The sequence below is a fragment of the Herbaspirillum lusitanum genome (assembly GCF_026127345.1).
Lineage (GTDB): Bacteria > Pseudomonadota > Gammaproteobacteria > Burkholderiales > Burkholderiaceae_D > Herbaspirillum > Herbaspirillum lusitanum.
Genome location: NZ_QXFG01000012.1, coordinates 240,197 through 260,796 on the forward strand (window position 1 = coordinate 240,197; position 20,600 = coordinate 260,796).

Genomic DNA, 20,600 nt, shown 5'->3' on the forward strand with positions numbered 1-20,600 from the left:
AAAAAGCCGCCGGTTTATCCAACCGGCGGCTTTTTTATTTGTACTACCGTGTAATCGCTAGAGCGATCGCGCCAACCGGATGCCGCTGTACTGCCAGCAAGCCGTCGCCGGGAAGAAGTTGCGATAACTCGTGCGCGAATGTCCCAGCGGCGTTGCGCCTGACGAGCCGCGCAAGACGTATTGATTGACCATGAACTTGCCGTTGTACTCGCCCACCGCGCCCTCGGGAATCGCATAGCCCGGATACGGCGCATAGCTGCTCGAGGTCCACTGCCACGCCGTGCCGAAGAATTGCCGGCCTTCGTTGCCCAACTCGCCGGCGGCATGTTCCCACTCCGCCTCGGTCGGCAAACGTCCACCGGCCCAGCGCGCAAACGCATCGGCTTCGTAATAGGACAAATGCAATACCGCCGCATGCGGATCCAATGGCAGCATGCCGTGCAGCGTGAACTCGCGCCAGGCGCCATCGTCCTGGCGCTGCCAGTACAGCGGATGCATGATGTGATTGCTGCTGCGCCAGTCCCAGCCGGCCGACAGCCAGTGAGCGGGATTCTCGTAACCGCCCTGCTCCACGAACATCAGGTACTCGATATTGCTGATCAGGCGCGAGCCGATGGCGAATGCCTCGACGAACTGGCGATGCGACGGCAGCTCGTTGTCGAAACAGAATCCGCCATCGCGATAGCCGATTTCCACTACGCCGGCGTCGAAGGTATTCCACTCCAGCTCGGTCTGCACCGGCATGGCCTGCAAGGCGCGCGGCAGGTAGGCCGGCTTGAGTGGATTGAGCGACAGCAGGTGCTTGATATCTGTGAGGATCAGTTCCTGATGCTGCTGCTCATGCTGCATGCCCAGTTCCAGCAGGCGCAGACAATTGTCGTCGCACACATCCGACAGCAACAAAGCCTGCATGCGCAGGTCGATATTGGCGCGATAGGCGCGGATCTCGGCCAGCGACGGGCGCGTCAGCATGCCGCGCTGCGGACGCGGATGCTTGTCGCCGACGCCTTCGTAATACGAATTGAACAGCACCCGGAAGGCCGGATGGAACGGCGCGAAATCGGGCTCGTAACTTTCAAGAATGAAGGTTTCGAAGAACCAGCTGGTGTGCGCCAGATGCCACTTGACCGGACTGGCGTCGGGCATGGACTGCGCGCCGCAATCCTCGTCGGACAAAGGCGTCGCGAGGATCATCGAATATTCGCGCGTGCGCAGGAAGTCGTCGACGATGGCCGCGTTCGTTGCCGCCAATACTGCCGTCTCGTTATGCATGCTGCTCATCTCCTTTGTTCATCTGCTGTTTTACACCGGCCGCGCGTAACACAGCATGAACCACTTCTGCGGATCGAACCACATTTTGGCCTGGCCAAAACCGGCCTGGCGCAACAAATCGCTGAAGCCGTCCGGTGTGAATTTGTAGCTGTTTTCGGTATGGATGCGTTCACCCTGGCTGAATTTCCGCTCGCCGCCGCACCAAGTCACGGTGAGGTCGCGGCGCGCTTCCAGGTGCATCTCGATACGCGACAATGCCGGATTGAAGAAACCGCGATGCTGCCAGTCGCCGACCACGAAATCGCTGCCGAGCAGACGATTGACGTGCAGCAGCGCATTGCGGTTGAACGCCGCCGTCACGCCGAGCGCGTCGTCGTAGGCGGCATCGAGCACCGCCTTTTCCTTGACCAGGTCGATGCCCAGCAAGACACCGCCGCCTTCACCCAATTGCAAACCGTGGCGCATGCGGCGCAGGAATTGCAGCGCCTCTTCCGGCGCGAAATTGCCGAGCGAAGAACCGGGATAAAAGAACAGGCGGTTTTCCCGTCCGACCGTGGACGGCAATTGCAGCGACGCGGAAAAATCCATCGCAATTTCCTGCATCGGAATCGCCGGGAATTTTTGCCGCAGGCCGTTCACCGCTTCGCGCAGGAATTCGGTCGAGATATCGATGGGTACATATTGGCGCGGTTGCAGCGAAGGAAACAATCTCGCCGCCTTGGCGCAATTGCCGGCGCCGAGATCGATCATGGTCACGCTTTTGCCGACCGTTGCGGCAATGTCGTCGGCATGGAGATCGAATATCTGCGCTTCGGTGCGGGTCGGATAATATTCCGGCAGCGCGCAGATCGCTTCGAACAAGGTGGAACCGAGCGCGTCGTAAAAATATTTGGGAGAAATGCTGGCGGCTGCGGCCATCAGGCCGTCTTGCAATTCGTTCCGGATGGGACAGGGTTCTGACCAATCGTCCTGCATGTCCTGCAACAATCGTTGAGCCAATTTGCTCTCCTTGTTGAAACAGCATGAAACAACGTGAACGCGATCGGCACGCTAGCCGCGCATGCAATACACTAGACCGCGTTTGAAGAACCAGATATGGCGTGCACTCTGCACATTTCAAGCTCGTCCAGCCCGTAAATGAAAGGCTGAAAGGCAGCTTGCATATCTGCTGAATGCATATACTTATGCATTCTATCGACTTGCAATCAATCGTGTGGTTCACCGCCCGATAAAAAATCCGACATCCAGCCGCCAAAGTTGCTTCATCAACATCAAGAATCTTGCCAACATGTCATCAAGCGTCAAACCAGAACCAGCCAAAGGCAGCATCAAAACCCTGATCGGCCTGCTCCCCTTCCTGCAACCCTACAAGCGTCAATTCCTGCTGGCCGGCCTGGCGCTGATCGTGGCTGCCGCAGCGACACTGGCGATTCCCTATGCCTTCCGCCAGATGATCGATCTGGGCTTCGGCAGCAGCGGCATCGGCGGCGCCGACGCCGCTGCAAGCACGCTGCACATCGACCTGTACTTCCTCGCCCTGTTCGGCGTCGCCTGCATCCTCGGCGTGGCGACCGCAGCGCGCTTCTACATGGTGTCGTGGCTCGGTGAACGCGTGACGGCGGATCTGCGCAGCGCAGTCTATGCGCACGTGGTCACGCAAAGCCCGCAATTCTTTGAAACCACCAAGACCGGCGAAGTGCTGTCGCGCCTGACTACCGACACCACGCTGATCCAGACCCTGGTCGGCACCAGCATTTCGATGGCGCTGCGGAACGGACTACTCTTTATCGGCGGCATGGTCATGCTGTTCATCACCAGCGTCAAACTGTCGTCCATCATCATCGTGATGCTGGCCGCGGTGGTGTTGCCGATCGTGTTTTACGGCCGCCGCGTGCGCAAGCTGTCGCGCGAATCGCAAGACCGTGTCGCCGACGCCTCGGCGCTGGCCGGCGAAATCCTCAACGCCATGCCGACCGTGCAGGCCTTCACGCATGAAGAAATCGAGGCCAAACGTTTCGGCACCTCCGTCGAACGCGCTTTCCACACCGCCATGCAGCGTATCCGCGCGCGTTCGGTTCTGACCATGATGGCGATCCTGCTGGTATTCGGCGCGATCGTGTTCGTGTTATGGCTGGGCGCGCATGCGGTCGTGCAAGGCACCATGAGCGGCGGCCAGCTCGGCCAGTTCATCCTGTACGCCTCGCTGGTGGCCGGCTCCATCGGCGCCCTGTCGGAAGTGCTGGGCGACACCCAGCGCGCCGCCGGCGCTACTGAACGCCTGCTCGACCTGCTGGCGGCGCAGTCGCCGGTGCAATCCGTGCTGCTGCCCGAAACGCTGCCGCCGCGCACCGCCAACGGCGCCGCCCTGCAACTGGACGACGTGGTGTTCCACTATCCGTCGCGCCCCGACAGCAACGCACTGATGCATCTGTCGCTGGACATCAAACCCGGCGAAACGATTGCCGTGGTCGGGCCGTCCGGCGCCGGCAAGACCACGCTGTTCCAGCTGCTGCTGCGCTTCTACGATCCGCAACACGGCAAGATCACGCTGGACGGCGTCGACATTCGTTTCCTGACCTTGCCGGCACTGCGCAACGCCATCGGCATCGTGCCGCAAGACACCGTGATTTTTTCCGAGAATGCGCTGGAGAACATCCGCTTCGGCCGCGCCGACGCCAGCGATGAAGAAGTCATTGCCGCCGCCAGGATGGCCGCCGCGCACGAGTTCATCGAACGCCTGCCGCAGGGTTATCAATCCTTCCTCGGCGAGCGCGGCGTACGCCTGTCCGGCGGCCAGCGCCAGCGCATCGCGATCGCGCGCGCCCTGCTGAAGAATCCGCCGCTGCTGCTGCTCGACGAAGCCACCAGCGCGCTCGACGCCGAATCGGAACGACTCGTGCAGGTCGCGCTGGAGGCAGCCATGGTCGGCCGCACCACGCTGGTCATCGCACACCGCCTGGCGACCGTGCAGCGCGCCGACCGCATCGTCGTGGTCGAACACGGCCGCATCGTCGAGACCGGCACGCATACCGAATTGATCGCCCGGAATGGCCTTTACGCCAGCCTGGCGGCGTTGCAGTTCAATACCGACTGAGGTTGCCGGCAGCACTCCTGCATCCGGCGTCCTCGCACGCGGTTTCAAAAAATAAAATAGACTTTCGGTTTCAGGCAACAACCGCCTTCCGTACTTTCCCGAATCCGCGAAGACGCCCCTTCATCACCGGCGCGTCGCGCACAACCAGGAGTTTCCGATGAGCAGCAAACTGTTTTCTCCGTTCACCTTGCGCGGACTGACCCTGCCCAACCGCATTGTCGTCTCGCCGATGTGCCAGTACTCCTCACAAGATGGCTTCGTCAATGACTGGCATCTGGTTCACCTGGGCAGCCGCGCCGTCGGCGGCGCCGGGCTGGTGATCGTGGAAGCCGCCGGCGTGCTGGCCGAAGGCCGCATCACGCCGGAAGACGTCGGCATCTGGAAGGACGAACACATCGAACCGCTGCAACGCCTCACGCGTTTCATCGAAACCCAGGGCTCGTTCGCCGGCATCCAGCTGGCGCATGCCGGTCGCAAGGCCAGCGCATGGCGTCCGTGGGCAGGCAAGGCCGGCACCGTGCCGGCCGCGGAAGGCGGCTGGGAAACCGTCGGTCCATCGGCGCTGCCGTTCGACGCCACCTTCAAGCCGCCGGTCGAGTTGAGCGTCGCCGCCATCGCCGAACGCGTGCAGGCATTTGCGGACGCTGCCCAGCGCGCGCTCAAGGCCGGCTTCAAGGTGGTCGAAGTGCATGCCGCGCACGGTTACCTGCTGCATGAATTCCTGTCGCCGTTGAGCAACCACCGCACCGATCAATACGGCGGCGCACTGGAAAACCGCGCGCGTTTCCTGCTGGAAGTGGTCGCCGCCGTGCGCAAGGTGTGGCCGGCCGACCTGCCGCTGTTCGTGCGCGTCTCGGCCACCGACTGGACCGAAGGCGGCCTGACGCCGGACGACATCGTCGCCGTTTCGCGCCTGCTGCGTGACGCCGGCGTCGATCTGGTGGATGTCTCCAGCGGCGGCAATGTCGCCACCGCCGCGATCCCCACCGGCCCCGGCTACCAGACCGCCTTCTCCGCACGCGTGCGCAATGAAGCGAAGATTGCCACCGGCACGGTCGGCATGATCACCGACGCCACCCAGGCCGAACACGTATTGCGCACCGAGCAAGCCGACCTCGTGCTGCTGGCGCGCGAACTGTTGCGCGATCCGTACTGGCCGCTGCATGCCGCCGACGAGCTCAAGGAAAACGTCGCCTGGCCGCCGCAGTACGTGCGCGCTGCGTCGAGCAAGACGCCGCTGCGCGAGAACGTCGACTACAGCGATCTGGATTGAGTGGTCGCCCGCGCCGGCCTGCATGGCCGGCGCGGTTTTTGATGGCGTGGTATAAATGACGCCTGCCTTTTCATTTCCGCATTGCGCCGTCGCCGGCTGTGAATTCAAGCCGCTGCACTGCTTCAGCCCATACCTTTCACCCACCCGATCTGCAAAGAGATATCCATGTACAAAGACGTCCAACTCTTCATCGACGGTCGCTGGACCGCCAGCGTTTCCGACCGCACCATTGCGGTCGTCAATCCGGCCACCGAAGAAGTCATCGGCCACATTGCCCACGCCAACAAGCAAGACCTCGACGCCGCGCTGGCTTCCGCGCAAAAGGGCTTTGACACCTGGCGCAAGGTGTCCGCTTTCGAGCGCTCCAAGATCATGCGCAAGGCCGCCAACATCCTGCGCGAGCGCGCCGATGAAGTGGCGCTGCTGATGACGCTGGAACAAGGCAAACCGCTGGCCGAAGCCAAGGCCGAAACCCTCGGCGCCGCCGACACCATCGACTGGTTCGCCGAAGAAGCGCGCCGCACCTATGGCCGCCTGGTGCCGGCACGCGTGCCGAACGCCTATCAAATGGTGATCAAGGAGCCGGTCGGCCCGGTCGCCGCGTTCACGCCGTGGAACTTCCCGCTCAACCAGGTCGTGCGCAAGCTGTCCGCCGCGCTGGCTGCCGGCTGCTCGATCATCGTCAAGGCGCCGGAAGAAACCCCGGCCTCGCCGGCCGAACTGATCCGCGCGTTTGCCGATGCCGGCATCCCTGACGGCGTGGTCAACCTGGTCTACGGCGTGCCGTCGGAAATCTCCGAATACCTGATCCCGCACCCGATCATCAAGAAGATTTCCTTCACCGGCTCGACCCCGGTCGGCAAGCAACTGGCTGCACTGGCCGGCACGCACATGAAGCGCGCCACCATGGAACTGGGCGGCCACGCCCCGGCCATCGTGTTCGACGATGCCGACATCGACGCCGCCGCCAAGCAACTGGCGATGGCCAAGTTCCGCAACGCCGGCCAGGTGTGCGTGTCGCCGACCCGTTTCCTGGTGCAAAAGAACGTATTCGAAGCCTTCGTCGACAAGTTCATCACCGCAGCCAGCCTGCTCAAGGTCGGCGATGGTACAGTTGCCGGCACCACCATGGGCCCGGTGGCCAACAAGCGCCGCATCCCGGCGCTGGAAGCACTGATCAGCGATGCGGTGGAACAAGGCGCGCAACTGCGCTTCGGCGGCAAGCGCGTGGGCGACAAGGGTTATTTCTTCGAGCCGACCGTGCTGACCAACGTGCCGTTGTCGGCACGCGCGATGAATGAAGAGCCGTTCGGCCCGCTGGCGCTGATCAACTCGTTCGACACGCTCGACGAAGTAATCGCCGAAGCCAACCGCCTGCCGTTCGGCCTGGCTGCCTATGCCTACGCCAAGTCGGCGCAGACCAAACATGCACTGTCCTCGCGCGTCGAAAGCGGCATGATCACCATCAACCATCTGGGCCTTGCTTTGCCGGAAGTCCCGTTCGGCGGCATCAAGGACAGCGGCTACGGTTCCGAAGGCGGCACCGAGGCGATCGAAGCTTACGTCAACACCAAGTTCGTTTCGCAGCTGGACGTGTAAGCACTTCGTACGGCGACAAAAAAACCCGCGCTCTTCAAAGGAGCGCGGGTTTTTTCATTGCGTGCCTATACGTTGATATTGGCGAAATTACTTGGGCTGCTTGTGTTTGCGACCGTGGCAGTGGCAGTCGACGACATGATCGTCAATGATGCCGATGCCTTGCAGGTAGGCATAGATGATGGTCGACCCGACGAACTTGAAGCCGCGCTTGAGCAGGTCTTTGGACACCTGATCCGACAGCGCCGTCTTGGCCGGTGCATCACTCAGATTTTTCCATTTGTTGCGAATCGGCTTGCCGTCCACATACGCCCAGAGAAAGGGAGCAAGGCCGCCGACTTCGTCGCGCAGGCGCAGATAACTCTGCGCGTTGGTGATGGTCGCGGCAACCTTCAGGCGATTGCGGACGATGCCCGGATCGGCCAGCAGTTTGGCCACCTTGGCGTCGGTGTAGCGCGCGATCTTTTCCGGATTCCATTGATCGAAGGCGGCGCGGTAAGTCTCGCGCTTGTTGAGCACGGTCTCCCAGCTCAGGCCGGCTTGCGCGCCTTCCAGGTTGAGCATTTCAAACAGGCGCGTCTCGTCGTGGCAAGGCACGCCCCATTCTTCGTCGTGGTAAGTCACGTAGCGCGGGTTGGCCAGATTGACCCAGGCGCAGCGTTGTACGCTCATTGCTTCCTCACATATTTTCCAAGAATCACAAAGGCCATAAAGGCGGTTCATCCATCAGCGCGATCTGCTCGCGCAATTCCAGAATCCTGTCCTGCCAGTAACGCTGCGTGTTGAACCACGGGAAGGCTTGCGGGAACGCCGGATCTTCCCAGCGCCGCGCCAGCCATGCCGAATAATGGATCAAACGCAGCGTGCGCAGCGCTTCGATCAGGTACAACTCGCGCTGCTCGAATTCGCAGAAGCTCTCATAGCCGGCCAGCAGGTCGGACAGCTGGCGCACCATCTCGCCGCGCTCGCCTGACAACAGCATCCACAAATCCTGGATCGCAGGACCGCTGCGGCTATCGTCGAAGTCGACGAAATGCGGACCGGCGTCGGTCCACAAGACGTTGCCGACGTGACAGTCGCCATGCAATCTCAATTGTTTGATGTCGCCGGCGCGGTCGAAGCAGCGGCGCACGCCGTCCAGCGCCAGATCGACGGTGCTCTTGTATGAAGCCAGCACATCCATCGGGATGAAATCATTGGCCAGCAGATAGTCACGCGGTTCTTCGCCGAAGGTGGCGATGTTCAGCGCGGGGCGATGAGTGAAGGGACGCTGCATGCCGACCGCGTGGATGCGGCCGATGAAACGGCCCAGCCATTCCAGCGTATCGGGGTTGTCGAGCTCGGGCGCGCGGCCGCCGTGGCGAGTGAAGGCGGCAAAGCGGAAGCCCTGGAATTCCTGCAGGCTGCGGCCATTGGGCAGCAGCATCGCCGGCACGACCGGGATTTCCTGCTCGACCAGTTCACTGACGAAAGCGTGCTCTTCGAGGATCGCTTCATCGCTCCAGCGCTGCGGCCGGTAGAACTTCGCCACCAGCGGCGGCCCCTCTTCCATGCCGACCTGATAGACCCGATTCTCATAGCTGTTGAGCGCCAGCAGGCGACCGTCGCCGTACAGGCCGACGCTGTCGAGTGCATCGAGCACGGTGTCCGGCGACAGCCCGGCGAAGTTGAATACGGTGGTGGAATCGGTCATGGCCGCCATTGTACGTGCCCGGGGAGCGCAGCGGTAATCCTCGCCTCCGCAGCCGAATGGAATTAAACTGCGGTTTTATTCGCAACACGGACGCGCACCATGCAACTTGACCAACCTCTCTCCGACGAAGAGTTCGACGAACTCGACGATTTCCTGCTGTCCGACCGCTGCGCGGAAGACGCCATGACCATGGATACGCTGCACGGCTTCCTCACCGCACTGGTGATCGGCCCGCAGGAAATCCTCATGGCCGAATGGCTGCCGCGCGTCTGGGGCAGCAAGCCGGAGGACACGCCCAAGTTCAAGAACCCGAAAGAAGCCGAACGCATCACCGGCCTGATCGCGCGCTCGATGAACGAAATCGCCATCACGCTGGAAGTGGCGCCCAAGGAATACGAACCGCTGTTCTGCGAACGCGAACACGAAGGCAAGAGCCTGCTCGACGGCGAAGCCTGGTCATGGGGATTCTGGGAAGGCATCCAGATGCGCGCCAAGGAATGGGATCCGATTTTCCATTCCAATCTGGCCGAACTGATGCGTCCGATTTACCTGCTCGGTTCGGATGAACTGGAAGAGGAAGAAATCGCCCTGGTTGAAGATCCGGTCAAGACGCACAAGCTGGCAGTGGAAGTGGAATCGGCCATCCCGCACATCTACAAGTACTGGCTGCCGCATCGCAAGTCGGCGGTGGAAACCGTGCGCCGCGACGGCCCCAAGGCCGGCCGCAATGACGACTGTCCGTGCGGCAGCGGCAAGAAGTACAAGAAGTGCTGCGGCGCCGACAAGGCTTAAGCAACTCGTTTTAAAGCCGGGGCTTCATCTTACTTATCCCAGAGAGGCCCCGGCGGCATCCCACAGCAGCTTGCAGCCTGCCACGAACAAGGCCGCAATGGTGATCTGGTAGAAGCGCACCTGATCCACCTTCATCAGCAATTTCAACCCCAGCCAATACCCGACCGGCGCCAGCGGCAGCAAGGCCAGCGAGGTGGTCAGGTTGCGCGTGTCGAACAAGCCCAGCAGTACGAACGGCACGACTTTCACCGCATTGATGACCGAAAAGAAAATCACCGAGGTGCCGACGAAGACCAGCTTGTCGAGTTGCTGAGGCGCAAGATAAATCACGAACGGCGGCCCACCCGCGTTGGCGATGAAGCTGGTGAAGCCGGACATGGTTCCCCACACCGATCCGCGCGCGACACTGGGCGAAGTCGGCTGCAATACGCGGCCGCGGCCGAGCAGACGCTGCACCACGAAACCGATCGACAGCATGCCGATCAGGCCGCGCAGCATGGCGTCGGAGGTGAAACGGAAGGTCAGCGCGCCGATGGCGATGCCGACCAGCGCAGCGGGAATCAGGATGCGCAGATTGCGCAGGTCGCCTTTGCCGCGGAACGTGATCAGGCCCATGATGTCCATGGCGATCAGCAAGGGCAGCATGATTGCCGCGCCGACCGAGGGCGAGGCAACCAGCGACAGGATGGGAATGGAGAGGATGCCGAGCGAGCCGCCGCCCAGCCCGGACTTGGAAATGCCGACGATCAGCACTGCGGGGATCGCCGCTGCGTAGAACAGCGGATCCTGGATCAAGGCAAGGCCCCCGGCCGCAATCCCGTCGTCGGCATGGTCATCAGGAATTACTCCTTGATGAAATGCTCGCGGTAATACTTCAGTTCTTCGATCGATTCGATGATGTCGGCCAGCGCCGTGTGCTTCTGATGCTTCTTGAAACCGCTTGCCAGCTCAGGCTTCCAGCGCCGGCACAGTTCCTTGAGCGTAGACACGTCGAGGTTGCGATAGTGGAAGAAGGCTTCCAGCTTGGGCATGCCGCGCGCCATGAAGCGACGATCCTGGCAAATCGAATTGCCGCACATCGGCGACTTGCCCACCGGCACGAAAGGCTTGAGGAAGGCGATCAGCGCCGCCGAGGCTTCTTCTTCGGTCACGGTCGAGGCCTTGACGCGCTCGATCAGGCCGGAACGGCCGTGCGTGCCCTTGTTCCAGGCGTCCATGCCGTCGAGGATCTCATCGGACTGGTGAATTGCGAACACCGGACCTTCGGCCAGCACGTTGAGTTCGGGATCCGTTACCACAACGGCAACTTCGATGATGCGGTCGTTGTCGGGATCAAGGCCGGTCATTTCCATATCGACCCAGATCAGGTTGAACTCGTTTGGACGGGCTGGGATCGCATAAGGAGCGGCGTTGGTGTCGGTGGCTTGTGACATAATTGTTCTTTCTTCATATTCTGCTTGAATCGGCCGCTCACCCCATTCGATTCGCCATTTTCATCGAATTTTTTGAGCGGTCTTGATGTCCGCCATTTTCGCACAGGGAAAGAATGTATTCACTCACGTTTTCAGTTTTGTTTGTCGGTTTTCTGCTGGTGACGCTGCTTGTCCGGTTCTGGCTCAGCTCGCGCCACATCCGCCATGTACTGGCGCACCGCAGTGCAGTGCCGGCTGAATTCGCCGAAAAAATCCCGCTCGCGGCGCATCAGAAAGCCGCCGATTACACCGTCGCGCGCACCAAGTTCGGCATCCTTGCGCTGCTGGTGAATGCCGCCGTCCTGATCGGTTTTACTTTGCTGGGCGGACTGCAACTGCTGTCGACCCTGTTGCTGCAATGGCTGGACGGCCCCGGCATGGTTTACCAGTTGTGCCTGATCGGCTCCTTCGCGGTGATCTCCGGCCTGATCGATTTGCCGTTCGACTATTACCGCCAGTTCGTGCTGGAAGCGTATTTCGGTTTCAACAAGATGACGCGCGCACTGTTCTTCGTCGACGCCGTCAAGACCGGCCTGATCGGCGCCGCCATCGGCCTGCCGCTGCTGTGGGTGATCCTGCTGCTGATGGACCAGGCCGGGGCGCTGTGGTGGTTTTACGCATGGCTGGTGTGGAGCGGCTTCCAGCTGCTGATGCTGGTGCTGTATCCGACCGTGATCGCACCGCTGTTCAACAAGTTCACGCCGCTCGACGACGACAGCTTGCGGGCGCGCATCGAGAGTCTGATGCAGCGCGTCGGCTTCGCGTCCAAGGGCTTGTTCGTGATGGACGGCTCCAAGCGCAGCGCGCACGGCAACGCTTATTTCTCCGGCTTCGGCGCGGGCAAGCGCATCGTGTTTTTCGACACGCTGCTGGCGCGCCTGGCGCCGCACGAAATCGAAGCGGTGCTGGCGCATGAACTGGGCCATTTCAAGCTCAAGCACATCGTCAAGCGCATCAGCGTGATGTTCGCGATTTCGCTGGCGTTCCTGGCGCTGCTGGGTTATCTCAAGGGCCAGGCTTGGTTCTACACCGGCCTGGGCGTGAACCCGCTGCTGTTCGGCAACAACGATGCGATGGCGCTGATCCTGTTCATGCTGGCGCTGCCGATTTTCACCTTCCTGCTGTCGCCGTTGTCGTCGCTGTCGTCGCGCAAGCACGAGTTCGAAGCCGATGCTTTCGCCGCCCAGCACACCAATGCGCAAGACCTGGTCTCGGCGCTGGTCAAACTGTACGAGGACAATGCCTCCACGCTGACGCCGGATCCGCTGCATTCCGCGTTCTACGATTCGCATCCTCCCGCCTCGCTGCGGATAGGAAAACTGCACGACAAACTGAACGCGGCACACTGAGGAGCACACCATGACACTGACAACCCAAACCCTGCTGACGCAAAAGAGCCAGCATCAGGTCGTCGCCTTCGACGATGCCGACATCCAGCAATACCTGCCGCTGGTGCCGGGCTGGACGCTGGAACAAGGCAAACTGGTCAAGGCGTTTTCCTTCGAGGATTACCATGAGACGCTGGCGTTCGTGAATGCGATCGCCTACGTCATCCACGCCGAAGACCATCATCCGGAACTGGTCGTGACCTACAACCGTTGCGTGGCCAAGTTCGACACGCACAGCGTCAACGAAGGACGCGGCGGCTTGTCGATCAACGATTTCATCTGCGCCGCCAAGGTGGATGCGATTTTCCACCAGACGTTTTCCTGAGTATGGCTGCAAGTAAAAACACCACCGAAATCGGCACCATCATCGCTGCGCATGGCCGTCATTATCTGGCGCAAGTCGACGAAGAAAAACTGCAATGCGTCACCCGCGGCAAGAAAAGCGACGTCGCGGTGGGCGACAAGGTCAACCTCAAACGCACCTCGGCGAATCAGGCCGTCATCGAATCCATCGACGAGCGCAAGACGCTGCTGTATCGCTCCGACCAATACAAATCGAAACTGCTGGCTTCCAACGTCACGCAACTGTTCATCGTGGTGGCGACGGAACCGGGGTTCACGGATGACCTGATTTCGCGCGCGCTGGTGGCGGCGGAATCAGCCGGCGTCGACGCTCACATCGTCCTCAACAAGACCGACATCGTCGCTGCGTTGCCGAGGACGCGCGAACGGCTTGAGGTCTATCGCAAGCTGGGCTATCCGATCCACGAAGTCTCGGCAACGGCGCAACCCGAGGCGACCCACGCCACCATCATGCCCTTGCTGCAAGGCCAGACCACGATCCTGATCGGCCAATCCGGCATGGGGAAATCATCGATCATCAACCTGATCGTGCCGGATGCCGACATCGCCGTGCGCGAAATCTCCGCCGCACTCGACACCGGCAAGCACACCACCACCTTCACGCGGCTGTATGTGATGACGGACGATACGGCGATCATCGATTCACCGGGTTTTCAGGAGTTCGGCCTGTATCAGTTGAGCGAAGGCATGCTGGAGCGCGCCTTCCGCGAATTCGCTCCGCATCTCGGCCACTGCAAGTTCTACAACTGCCATCACCTGAGCGAGCCCGCTTGTGCGGTGCTGGCAGCAGTGGAAAGCGGCGAGATTGCGCGCATGCGGCATCAGTTGTACGTGCAATTGCTGCATGAGTCGTCGCAGAAGCTGTATTGATTGCGATCATCGCAACGTAAAAAAACCGCTCAATCCCGAGCGGTTTTTTATTGTGCGCAACGACGATCAGAACTTGTAGGCCGCACTCAGCAAGGCGCTGCGCGGTGCGCCCGGCATGATCTGCGACAAGCCGGTCGAGGTCGGGTAATAGCTGCGGTTGCTCAGGTTGGTGACGGCCAGGGTAAGTTCAACTTTGGGAAAACGGTAACCGGCCTTGGCGTCCCAGCGCGTGTAAGCAGGCAGATCGAGCCGGTTGGCGACGTCGACATAGCGCGAACCTTCATAGATCACGCCCGCTTCCGCGAAGAAGCCCTGCACCGGCGCATAGCCGACGAACACACTGCCGTTGGCGCTGGAAACACCGGCCGAACGCTTGCCTTGCACGCTGGCGCCGCAGGCCGCGCACGACTTCGCTTCAACGATGCGCGCGTTCTGCACGCTGAAGCCGCTGCGAATGAACCAGTCCGTCGCCAGTTGTCCGTTGACGCTCAGCTCGATGCCGCGGTTGCGCTCCAGTCCGGTCAGCACGAACAAGTCGGGGCTCGCGGAAACCTGGGTACGGCGGTTGTACAGATCGAGCTGGAATACGGCCAGCGTAGTGCTGATCCTCTTGTCGAACCAGTCGCTCTTGACGCCAAATTCCAGTTGCCGGCTGAATTGCGGATCGAGCGCGTTGACGTTGCTGCCGGTGTTCCCCGCCGTGCTGAGACTGATCGTATCAGCGCCGCCGGATGGAATGAAGTTCTTGCTGTACGACGCATAGAAGCTATGCGCCGCCAGCGGCGACCACACCACGCCCAGGCGCGGATTGAGCGCCGCCGTGGTTCGCCGCGCGCGGCCGTTGTTGAGCAGGCTCAGCGAGTCCGCTTCGAAATGATCCCAGCGCAGACCGGCCAGCAGTTGCCACTGCGGCGAGAGCGTGAGCTGGTCCTGCGCGTATAGCGCATAGCCGCGTGCCCGGTGCACGCTGTCCGTATTGATGACCGGAACGGCGCCGTTGTCCGGACGATTGCCGGGCGCCGTCAGCGACACCGTCGAGGCATTCGCGCGCCACAAGCGCGGATGACGATTTTCATTGCTGTATTCGGCGCCGAGCAGCAACTGATGCTGCATGCTGCCGGCATCGAGCTTGCCTTCCAGTTCCAGATTGCTTTGCCAGTTGCGATGCTGCAGATCCTGTTGCCAGCGCGACCGCGTCACCCCGCTGTTGCCGGCGCCGGTCAGGCCGCCCGCGAAGGTGTTGTCAAAACGGCTGTCCAGATTGAGCAGGCTGAGGACGTTGCGGATTTTCCATTGCGCCTCAAGCTTGTGCTCGAAGGTCGAGCGGACGTAAGTGCTGGTGTCCTTGATGAAGTCGCGGCCGAGCGCGCCATAGGTCGTGGATTGCGGCGCCGGCGGCAAAAAGTACGTGCCGTTGGCGCCCCGGCCAGCCGGCATACCGCGATCGGGCACGCGTTCGAATTCGCTTTGCTCGAGCTGCAGCAGCCAGCTGGTGCGCTGGTTGTCCCACTTGATCGACGGCGCCAGATACTGCCGGGTGGTGTCGACGCCGTTACGGAAACTGCCGGCATGGTCGCGCCCGGCATTGATGCGCATGGCCCATTCTTCGGACAACACCTGGTTGACGTCGGCCGCCGCGCCGATGCGGCCATAGCTGCCGGTGTTCAGCCTGACGCTGCTTTGCACATCATGGCCCGGCTGCTTGCTGATGCGGTTGATCACCCCGCCGCCGCTACCGCGTCCGTACAAGACGGCAGCCGGGCCCTTGAGCACTTCCACGCGTTCGATGTTGCCGAGGCTGCGCACGTATTGCGCGTCGTCGCGCACACCGTCGAGGAACACGTCTCCCGCGCCGGCAAAGCCGCGGATGCGGAATGAATCGAAGCGCGTATCGGAAGTGTTGGAGATACCCGGCACGCCGCTGAGCGCATCGGCCAGGGTCTGCCCGCCATAGGAGACGACGTCTTCCACCTTGATGCTGTTGACGGTCTGCGGCACGTCGCGCAAGTCGGTGTCGGTCCTGGTGGCGGTATTGACGGAAGCCGGACGCGGATCGTAGTGGCTGCGCTTGCTGCGAATCTCGATGGCGGGCAAATCGACGGCTTCTCTCTCGGAGCCATCGGCCGCATAAGCGTAATCAAAGGAGGAAGCGATGGAACAAATGGCGATGGCAAGGGGCCGGAGGCGTGCGCCGCGACGGACAGGAAAAAAAGGCATGTTGATCACTCGACTGGTCTTTGAAAGAGGCGCAGTCTAATGACTTATGTTGAGAACAATTCTCAACAAATGCGAAAATCCTGAGAAAATCGCTGAGTACCGATCATCTCGTCGTGAATCTGAAAATGCCAACTGGAATTGATTTCAATAAATATCAAAATGACAATTAAATTTGCACAATCGAGATCCCATTCCCGGACAACCGCCGACATGCCTCTCAGTCCCCCCTTTCCGCGGCACACTGTCATCCCGCCCTCGACAAGCCTGCTTTTGGGTATCTTTTTAGCCCGAATCCCTTATAATTGAAGCAGTTACAACAATCGGCGGCAGGCGCCCACTGGCCGCCGTTTTTATTTATGGCAATCAAACACTACCTGCAGTTTTCCGACTTTACGCTTGATGAGTATGAGTACGTGATCGAACGGTCGCGTGTGATTAAACGCAAATTCAAAAACTACGAGCCGCATCATTCGCTGGCCGATCGCACGCTGGTCATGGTCTTCGAAAAGAATTCCACACGCACCCGCCTGTCCTTCGAAGCCGGCATGCACCAGCTCGGCGGCGCGGCGATCTACCTCAACACCCGCGACAGCCAGCTCGGCCGCGGCGAGCCGATCGAAGACGCCGCACAGGTGATGTCGCGCATGTGCGACGTCATCATGATCCGCACCTTCGGCCAGGAAATCATCGACCGCTTCGCCGCCTATTCGCGCGTGCCGGTCATCAATGGCCTGACCAACGAACACCATCCCTGCCAAGTGCTTGCCGATGTGTTCACCTACATCGAGCAGCGCGGTTCGATCCGGGACAAGGTCGTGGCCTGGATCGGCGACGCCAACAACATGCTGTATTCCTGGCTGCAAGCCGCCGAAGTCTTCGGCTTCCACGTCAATGTCTCGACGCCCAAGGGTTACGACATCGACCAGAAGCTGGTCAGCCCCGGCCACCAACGCTACACCTTCTTCGCCAATCCCGCCGACGCCTGCCAGGACGCCGATCTGGTCACGACCGACGTCTGGACCAGCATGGGCTACGAAGACGAAAACGCCGCCCGCCTGAAAGCCTTCGACGGCTGGATCGTCGATCAGGCCAAGATGGCGCGTGCACGCAAGGACGCCTTGTTCATGCATTGCCTGCCGGCGCACCGCGGCGAGGAAGTCGCCGCCGAAGTCATCGACGGCCCTCAATCCGTAGTCTGGGAAGAAGCCGAAAACCGCTTGCACGTGCAAAAGGCCTTGCTCGAATATCTCGTCCTGGGGAAAGTGGCATGATCGACCATACCGGCTTTACACCTACGGATTACGACCGCAGCAAGGCGTTTTATACGCAGGCATTCGCGTCCATTGGCTACACCTTGCTGATGGAGTTGGCCGCTTCGATCACCGGCGGCACCGACGTTGCTGGTTTCGGCGAAGCGCCCAAACCCGATTTCTGGCTGGCGCGCGCCACTGCCGACAAGCCGGCGCACAGCCCGACGCTGCATTTCGCCTTTCGCGTGAACACCCGCAGCGCAGTGGATGCGTTTTACCGGGCGGCCCTGCAGGCCGGTGGCAAGGACAACGGCGCTCCCGGCATCCGCGCGCATTACCATCCTGATTACTACAGCGCCTTCGTCCGCGATCCGGACGGGCACAACATCGAAGTTGTCTGCCACGACGCGGCATAATTACGCGCAAGTAAATTCACTCCATCCGTCATCACTAGCCACTACGAACATCATGTCCAACATCCTGCAATCCGTTCCGGTCAACGAAAAAGTCGGCATCGCCTTCTCCGGCGGCCTCGATACCAGCGCCGCGCTGACCTGGATGCGCCAGAAAGGCGCCGTTCCTTACGCTTATACCGCCAACCTGGGTCAACCGGACGAGCCTGACTACGACGCCATTCCGAAGAAGGCATTGCAGTACGGCGCGGAACTGGCGCGACTGATCGATTGCCGCGAACAACTGGCCAACGAAGGCATCGCCGCGCTGCAAAGCGGCGCTTTCCACATCTCGACCGCCGGCGTGACTTACTTCAACACCACGCCGCTGGGTCGCGCCGTCACCGGCACCATGCTGGTCGCCGCGATGCGCGAAGACAACGTCGACATCTGGGGCGACGGCAGCACCTTCAAGGGCAACGACATCGAGCGTTTCTACCGCTACGGCCTGTTGGTCAACCCCAACCTGCGCATCTACAAGCCATGGCTGGACAACACCTTCATCGACGAACTGGGCGGCCGCAAGGAAATGTCCGAGTTCATGATCAAGTCCGGCTTCGACTACAAGATGTCGGTGGAGAAGGCCTACTCGACCGACTCCAACATGCTCGGCGCGACGCACGAAGCGAAAGACCTGGAATTCCTCAACAGCGGCATCAAGATCGTGCAACCGATCATGGGTGTGGCGTTCTGGCGCGACGACGTCGCCGTCAAGGCGGAAGAAGTCACCGTGCGCTTCGAAGAAGGCCGTCCGGTCGCGCTGAACGGCAAGACCTTCGACAACATGACCGACCTGATCCTGGAAGCCAACCGCATCGGCGGCCGTCACGGCCTCGGCATGAGCGACCAGATCGAAAACCGCATCATCGAAGCCAAGAGCCGCGGCATCTATGAAGCGCCGGGCCTGGCCCTGTTGTTCATCGCCTACGAGCGCCTGATCACCGGCATCCACAACGAAGACACCATCGAGCAATACCGCGACAACGGCCGCAAGCTCGGCCGCCTGCTGTATCAAGGCCGCTGGTTCGATTCGCAGGCCATCATGCTGCGCGAAACCGCACAACGCTGGGTCGCACGCGCCATCACCGGCGAAGTCACCGTCGAACTGCGCCGCGGCAACGACTACTCGATCCTCAACACCGAGTCGGCCAACCTGACTTACCAGCCGGAACGCCTGACCATGGAAAAGGGCGAAGGCGCCTTCACGCCGCAAGACCGTATCGGCCAATTGACCATGCGCAACCTCGACATCATCGACACGCGTCAGAAGCTGGCGATCTACCAAAGCACCGGTCTGCTGGCGACCAGCAATGCGGTGTCGCTGCCGCTGCTGGAAAAAGACAAGAACGCAAAGTAATCACGCAACCAATCAACGAAAACCAGACAACATGACGACTCAATTCGACAACGTTACCGTCCTGAAAAAGGGCAATGTTTATTTCGACGGCAAGTGCGTTTCGCACACCGTGATTTTTGCTGACGGCACCAAGAAGACGCTGGGCGTGATCCTGCCGTCCTCGCTGGTATTCAACACCGGCGCGCCGGAAATCATGGAAATCAACGGCGGCAGCTGCAACGTCCGCCTGAAGGGCGAAGACGCCTGGAAGACCTACGCAGCCGGCACCAGCTTCAACGTCCCGGGCGACTCCAGCTTCGAGATCGAAGTGACGGAGACTGTGGATTACGTCTGCCATTTCGGCTGATCAAGCTGCTCTGCAATAAAAAACGCGGCCGGGGAAACCTGGCCGCGTTTTTATTTGCGTGTCGATTGTGCGAGCGCCGGAAGGATCAGATGAACACCGGCTCCGGTTCCAGCTTCACGCCGAATTTGGTCTGTACATCCGCCTGGATCGCCTGCGCCAGCGCGGCGATTTCCCTGCCGCTGGCGCCGCCTTTGTTGACCAGCACCAGCGCCTGTTTTTCATACACGCCCGCCGCCCCCAGCGACCTGCCCTTCCAGCCGCACTGATCGATCAGCCAGCCGGCAGCCAGCTTGTATCCGCCGTCGGGCTGGACGTAGCTCACCAGTTGCGGATGTTGCGCCAGCAAGGATTCGCGCTGTTGCGCCGGCACAATGGGGTTCTTGAAGAAGCTGCCGGCGTTGCCGATCTGCGCCGGATCCGGCAGCTTGCGCGTGCGAATCGCAATCACTGCGCCGGCAATATCGCGCGGCGACGGGACGGTGATTTGTCGCAGCGACAATTCCTGCATGACGTCGGCATAATTCATGTTGGCTTGCCATTGCTTGGGTAAGGCAAACGTCACGTCGAGCACCACCGCGCGGTCGCGCAATTCCTGTTTGAAGATGCTGTCGCGGTAAGCAAACCGGCACGCCGCGTTATCCAGCGTGAAGGTCTTGCCGTCGATGAAATCGAAAGCCGTCAGGCTGTGGAAACGATCTTTCACTTCAACGCCGTAAGCGCCGATATTCTGGATCGGCGCCGCGCCGACGCTGCCGGGGATCAGGGACAGGTTCTCCAGTCCGCCCAGGCCGAGGTCCAGCGACCATTGCACGAAACGATGCCAATTCTCCCCCGCCGCCGCCGTCACGTAGACGAAATCTTCATCCTCGTTGACGATACGCCTGCCGGCGCCGCGCATGTGCAGCACCAGCCCGGCAAAGTCCTGCGTCAGCAGCAGATTGCTGCCGCCACCGAGGACCAAACGCGGCAACATCGACAACTCCTTGTCGTTTTTTACCGCGAGCAAGGTATCGACGTCGTCGACCGGCAAATAAACGGCGGCCTTGGCGTCGATGCCGAAGGTATTGAGATGGCGCAGGGAGAAATCGCGCTGAACTGGAATGGGAAACATAAGCGCAGGATTATAGCGTGTCGGGGTGTTGAGTCCACCTCCAGGAACGGCGCG

At 61.0% G+C, this 20,600-nt stretch carries 19 protein-coding genes; 11 read left to right on the forward strand and 8 right to left on the reverse strand.

Annotated features, from left to right (window positions below; genetic code table 11):
* Positions 1-57: 57 nt before the first annotated feature.
* Both egtB and egtD read right to left on the reverse strand, forming a co-directional pair.
* Complete coding sequence (gene egtB, locus DXT88_RS18685; RefSeq protein WP_265215550.1) at positions 58-1,272, reverse strand: ergothioneine biosynthesis protein EgtB; 1,215 nt, start codon at positions 1,270-1,272, stop codon at positions 58-60.
* A gap of 30 nt (positions 1,273-1,302) precedes the next feature.
* Positions 1,303-2,271 carry an L-histidine N(alpha)-methyltransferase gene (gene egtD / locus DXT88_RS18690; protein ID WP_407649370.1) on the reverse strand — a complete coding sequence of 323 codons (969 nt, stop codon included), beginning with the start codon at positions 2,269-2,271 and terminating at the stop codon, positions 1,303-1,305.
* A gap of 289 nt (positions 2,272-2,560) precedes the next feature.
* On the opposite strand from egtD, the gene DXT88_RS18695 reads away from it, so the two are divergent.
* The 3 genes from DXT88_RS18695 (at position 2,561) to DXT88_RS18705 (ending at position 7,238) form a co-directional block, all read left to right on the forward strand.
* Complete coding sequence (locus tag DXT88_RS18695; RefSeq protein ID WP_265215551.1) at positions 2,561-4,366, forward strand: ABC transporter transmembrane domain-containing protein; 1,806 nt, start codon at positions 2,561-2,563, stop codon at positions 4,364-4,366.
* Positions 4,367-4,523: 157 nt separating this feature from the next.
* Entirely contained in the window at positions 4,524-5,639 is a 1,116-nt protein-coding gene (namA, locus tag DXT88_RS18700) for an NADPH dehydrogenase NamA (protein ID WP_265215552.1), read from the forward strand.
* Positions 5,640-5,804: 165 nt separating this feature from the next.
* Complete coding sequence (locus DXT88_RS18705) at positions 5,805-7,238, forward strand: NAD-dependent succinate-semialdehyde dehydrogenase (RefSeq protein ID WP_265215553.1); 1,434 nt, start codon at positions 5,805-5,807, stop codon at positions 7,236-7,238.
* Between the two features lie 87 nt (positions 7,239-7,325).
* Here the strand turns inward: DXT88_RS18705 and DXT88_RS18710 are convergent, their stop codons facing one another.
* Together DXT88_RS18710 and DXT88_RS18715 are read right to left on the reverse strand one after the other, a co-directional pair.
* Positions 7,326-7,907, reverse strand: coding sequence for a DNA-3-methyladenine glycosylase I (locus DXT88_RS18710; protein WP_265215554.1), 582 nt, complete (start codon positions 7,905-7,907; stop codon positions 7,326-7,328).
* A gap of 25 nt (positions 7,908-7,932) precedes the next feature.
* Positions 7,933-8,928, reverse strand: a complete 996-nt coding sequence (locus DXT88_RS18715) for a serine/threonine protein kinase (protein WP_029363213.1) — start codon at positions 8,926-8,928, stop codon at positions 7,933-7,935.
* Between the two features lie 99 nt (positions 8,929-9,027).
* On the opposite strand from DXT88_RS18715, the gene DXT88_RS18720 reads away from it, so the two are divergent.
* Positions 9,028-9,720 carry a UPF0149 family protein gene (locus tag DXT88_RS18720; protein ID WP_016833244.1) on the forward strand — a complete coding sequence of 231 codons (693 nt, stop codon included), beginning with the start codon at positions 9,028-9,030 and terminating at the stop codon, positions 9,718-9,720.
* 33 nt (positions 9,721-9,753) lie between these two features.
* Here DXT88_RS18720 and DXT88_RS18725 read toward each other — a convergent pair whose 3' ends face one another.
* Together DXT88_RS18725 and orn are read right to left on the reverse strand one after the other, a co-directional pair.
* Positions 9,754-10,515: a sulfite exporter TauE/SafE family protein gene (locus tag DXT88_RS18725; protein WP_265215555.1), complete on the reverse strand. Its 762-nt coding sequence runs from the start codon at positions 10,513-10,515 to the stop codon at positions 9,754-9,756.
* Between the two features lie 47 nt (positions 10,516-10,562).
* Positions 10,563-11,153, reverse strand: a complete 591-nt coding sequence (gene orn, locus DXT88_RS18730; RefSeq protein WP_016832924.1) for an oligoribonuclease — start codon at positions 11,151-11,153, stop codon at positions 10,563-10,565.
* Between the two features lie 113 nt (positions 11,154-11,266).
* On the opposite strand from orn, the gene DXT88_RS18735 reads away from it, so the two are divergent.
* Genes DXT88_RS18735 through rsgA form a run of 3 tightly spaced genes read left to right on the forward strand, consistent with a single transcriptional unit; the run spans position 11,267 to position 13,813 of the window.
* Positions 11,267-12,541 (forward strand): M48 family metallopeptidase, encoded by a 1,275-nt coding sequence (locus DXT88_RS18735; RefSeq protein ID WP_265215556.1) that lies wholly within the window; start codon positions 11,267-11,269, stop codon positions 12,539-12,541.
* Positions 12,542-12,551: 10 nt separating this feature from the next.
* Positions 12,552-12,905 carry a 4a-hydroxytetrahydrobiopterin dehydratase gene (locus tag DXT88_RS18740; protein ID WP_265215557.1) on the forward strand — a complete coding sequence of 118 codons (354 nt, stop codon included), beginning with the start codon at positions 12,552-12,554 and terminating at the stop codon, positions 12,903-12,905.
* Positions 12,906-12,907: 2 nt separating this feature from the next.
* Positions 12,908-13,813, forward strand: coding sequence for a ribosome small subunit-dependent GTPase A (rsgA, locus tag DXT88_RS18745; protein ID WP_265215558.1), 906 nt, complete (start codon positions 12,908-12,910; stop codon positions 13,811-13,813).
* A gap of 66 nt (positions 13,814-13,879) precedes the next feature.
* Here rsgA and DXT88_RS18750 read toward each other — a convergent pair whose 3' ends face one another.
* Positions 13,880-16,030 (reverse strand): TonB-dependent receptor, encoded by a 2,151-nt coding sequence (locus DXT88_RS18750; RefSeq protein ID WP_265215559.1) that lies wholly within the window; start codon positions 16,028-16,030, stop codon positions 13,880-13,882.
* A 356-nt stretch (positions 16,031-16,386) separates the two neighbouring features.
* Here DXT88_RS18750 and argF point away from each other — a divergent pair, with 356 nt between their 5' ends.
* From argF to ppnP, 4 genes are read left to right on the forward strand one after another with little or no spacing between them, the layout of a single operon-like run.
* Entirely contained in the window at positions 16,387-17,301 is a 915-nt protein-coding gene (gene argF / locus DXT88_RS18755) for an ornithine carbamoyltransferase (RefSeq protein WP_016832936.1), read from the forward strand.
* Positions 17,298-17,696, forward strand: a complete 399-nt coding sequence (locus DXT88_RS18760) for a VOC family protein (RefSeq protein WP_016832937.1) — start codon at positions 17,298-17,300, stop codon at positions 17,694-17,696. Before argF ends, DXT88_RS18760 begins: the two co-directional genes overlap by 4 nt.
* 52 nt (positions 17,697-17,748) lie before the next feature.
* On the forward strand, positions 17,749-19,089 hold the full coding sequence (gene argG / locus DXT88_RS18765) for an argininosuccinate synthase (RefSeq protein WP_016832938.1): 1,341 nt from the start codon (positions 17,749-17,751) through the stop codon (positions 19,087-19,089).
* 31 nt (positions 19,090-19,120) lie between these two features.
* Entirely contained in the window at positions 19,121-19,435 is a 315-nt protein-coding gene (gene ppnP, locus DXT88_RS18770) for a pyrimidine/purine nucleoside phosphorylase (protein ID WP_265215560.1), read from the forward strand.
* A gap of 85 nt (positions 19,436-19,520) precedes the next feature.
* Here ppnP and murB read toward each other — a convergent pair whose 3' ends face one another.
* A complete protein-coding gene (gene murB / locus DXT88_RS18775; protein WP_265215561.1) occupies positions 19,521-20,546 on the reverse strand; it encodes a UDP-N-acetylmuramate dehydrogenase in 1,026 nt (341 codons plus the stop codon).
* Positions 20,547-20,600 lie beyond the last annotated feature (54 nt).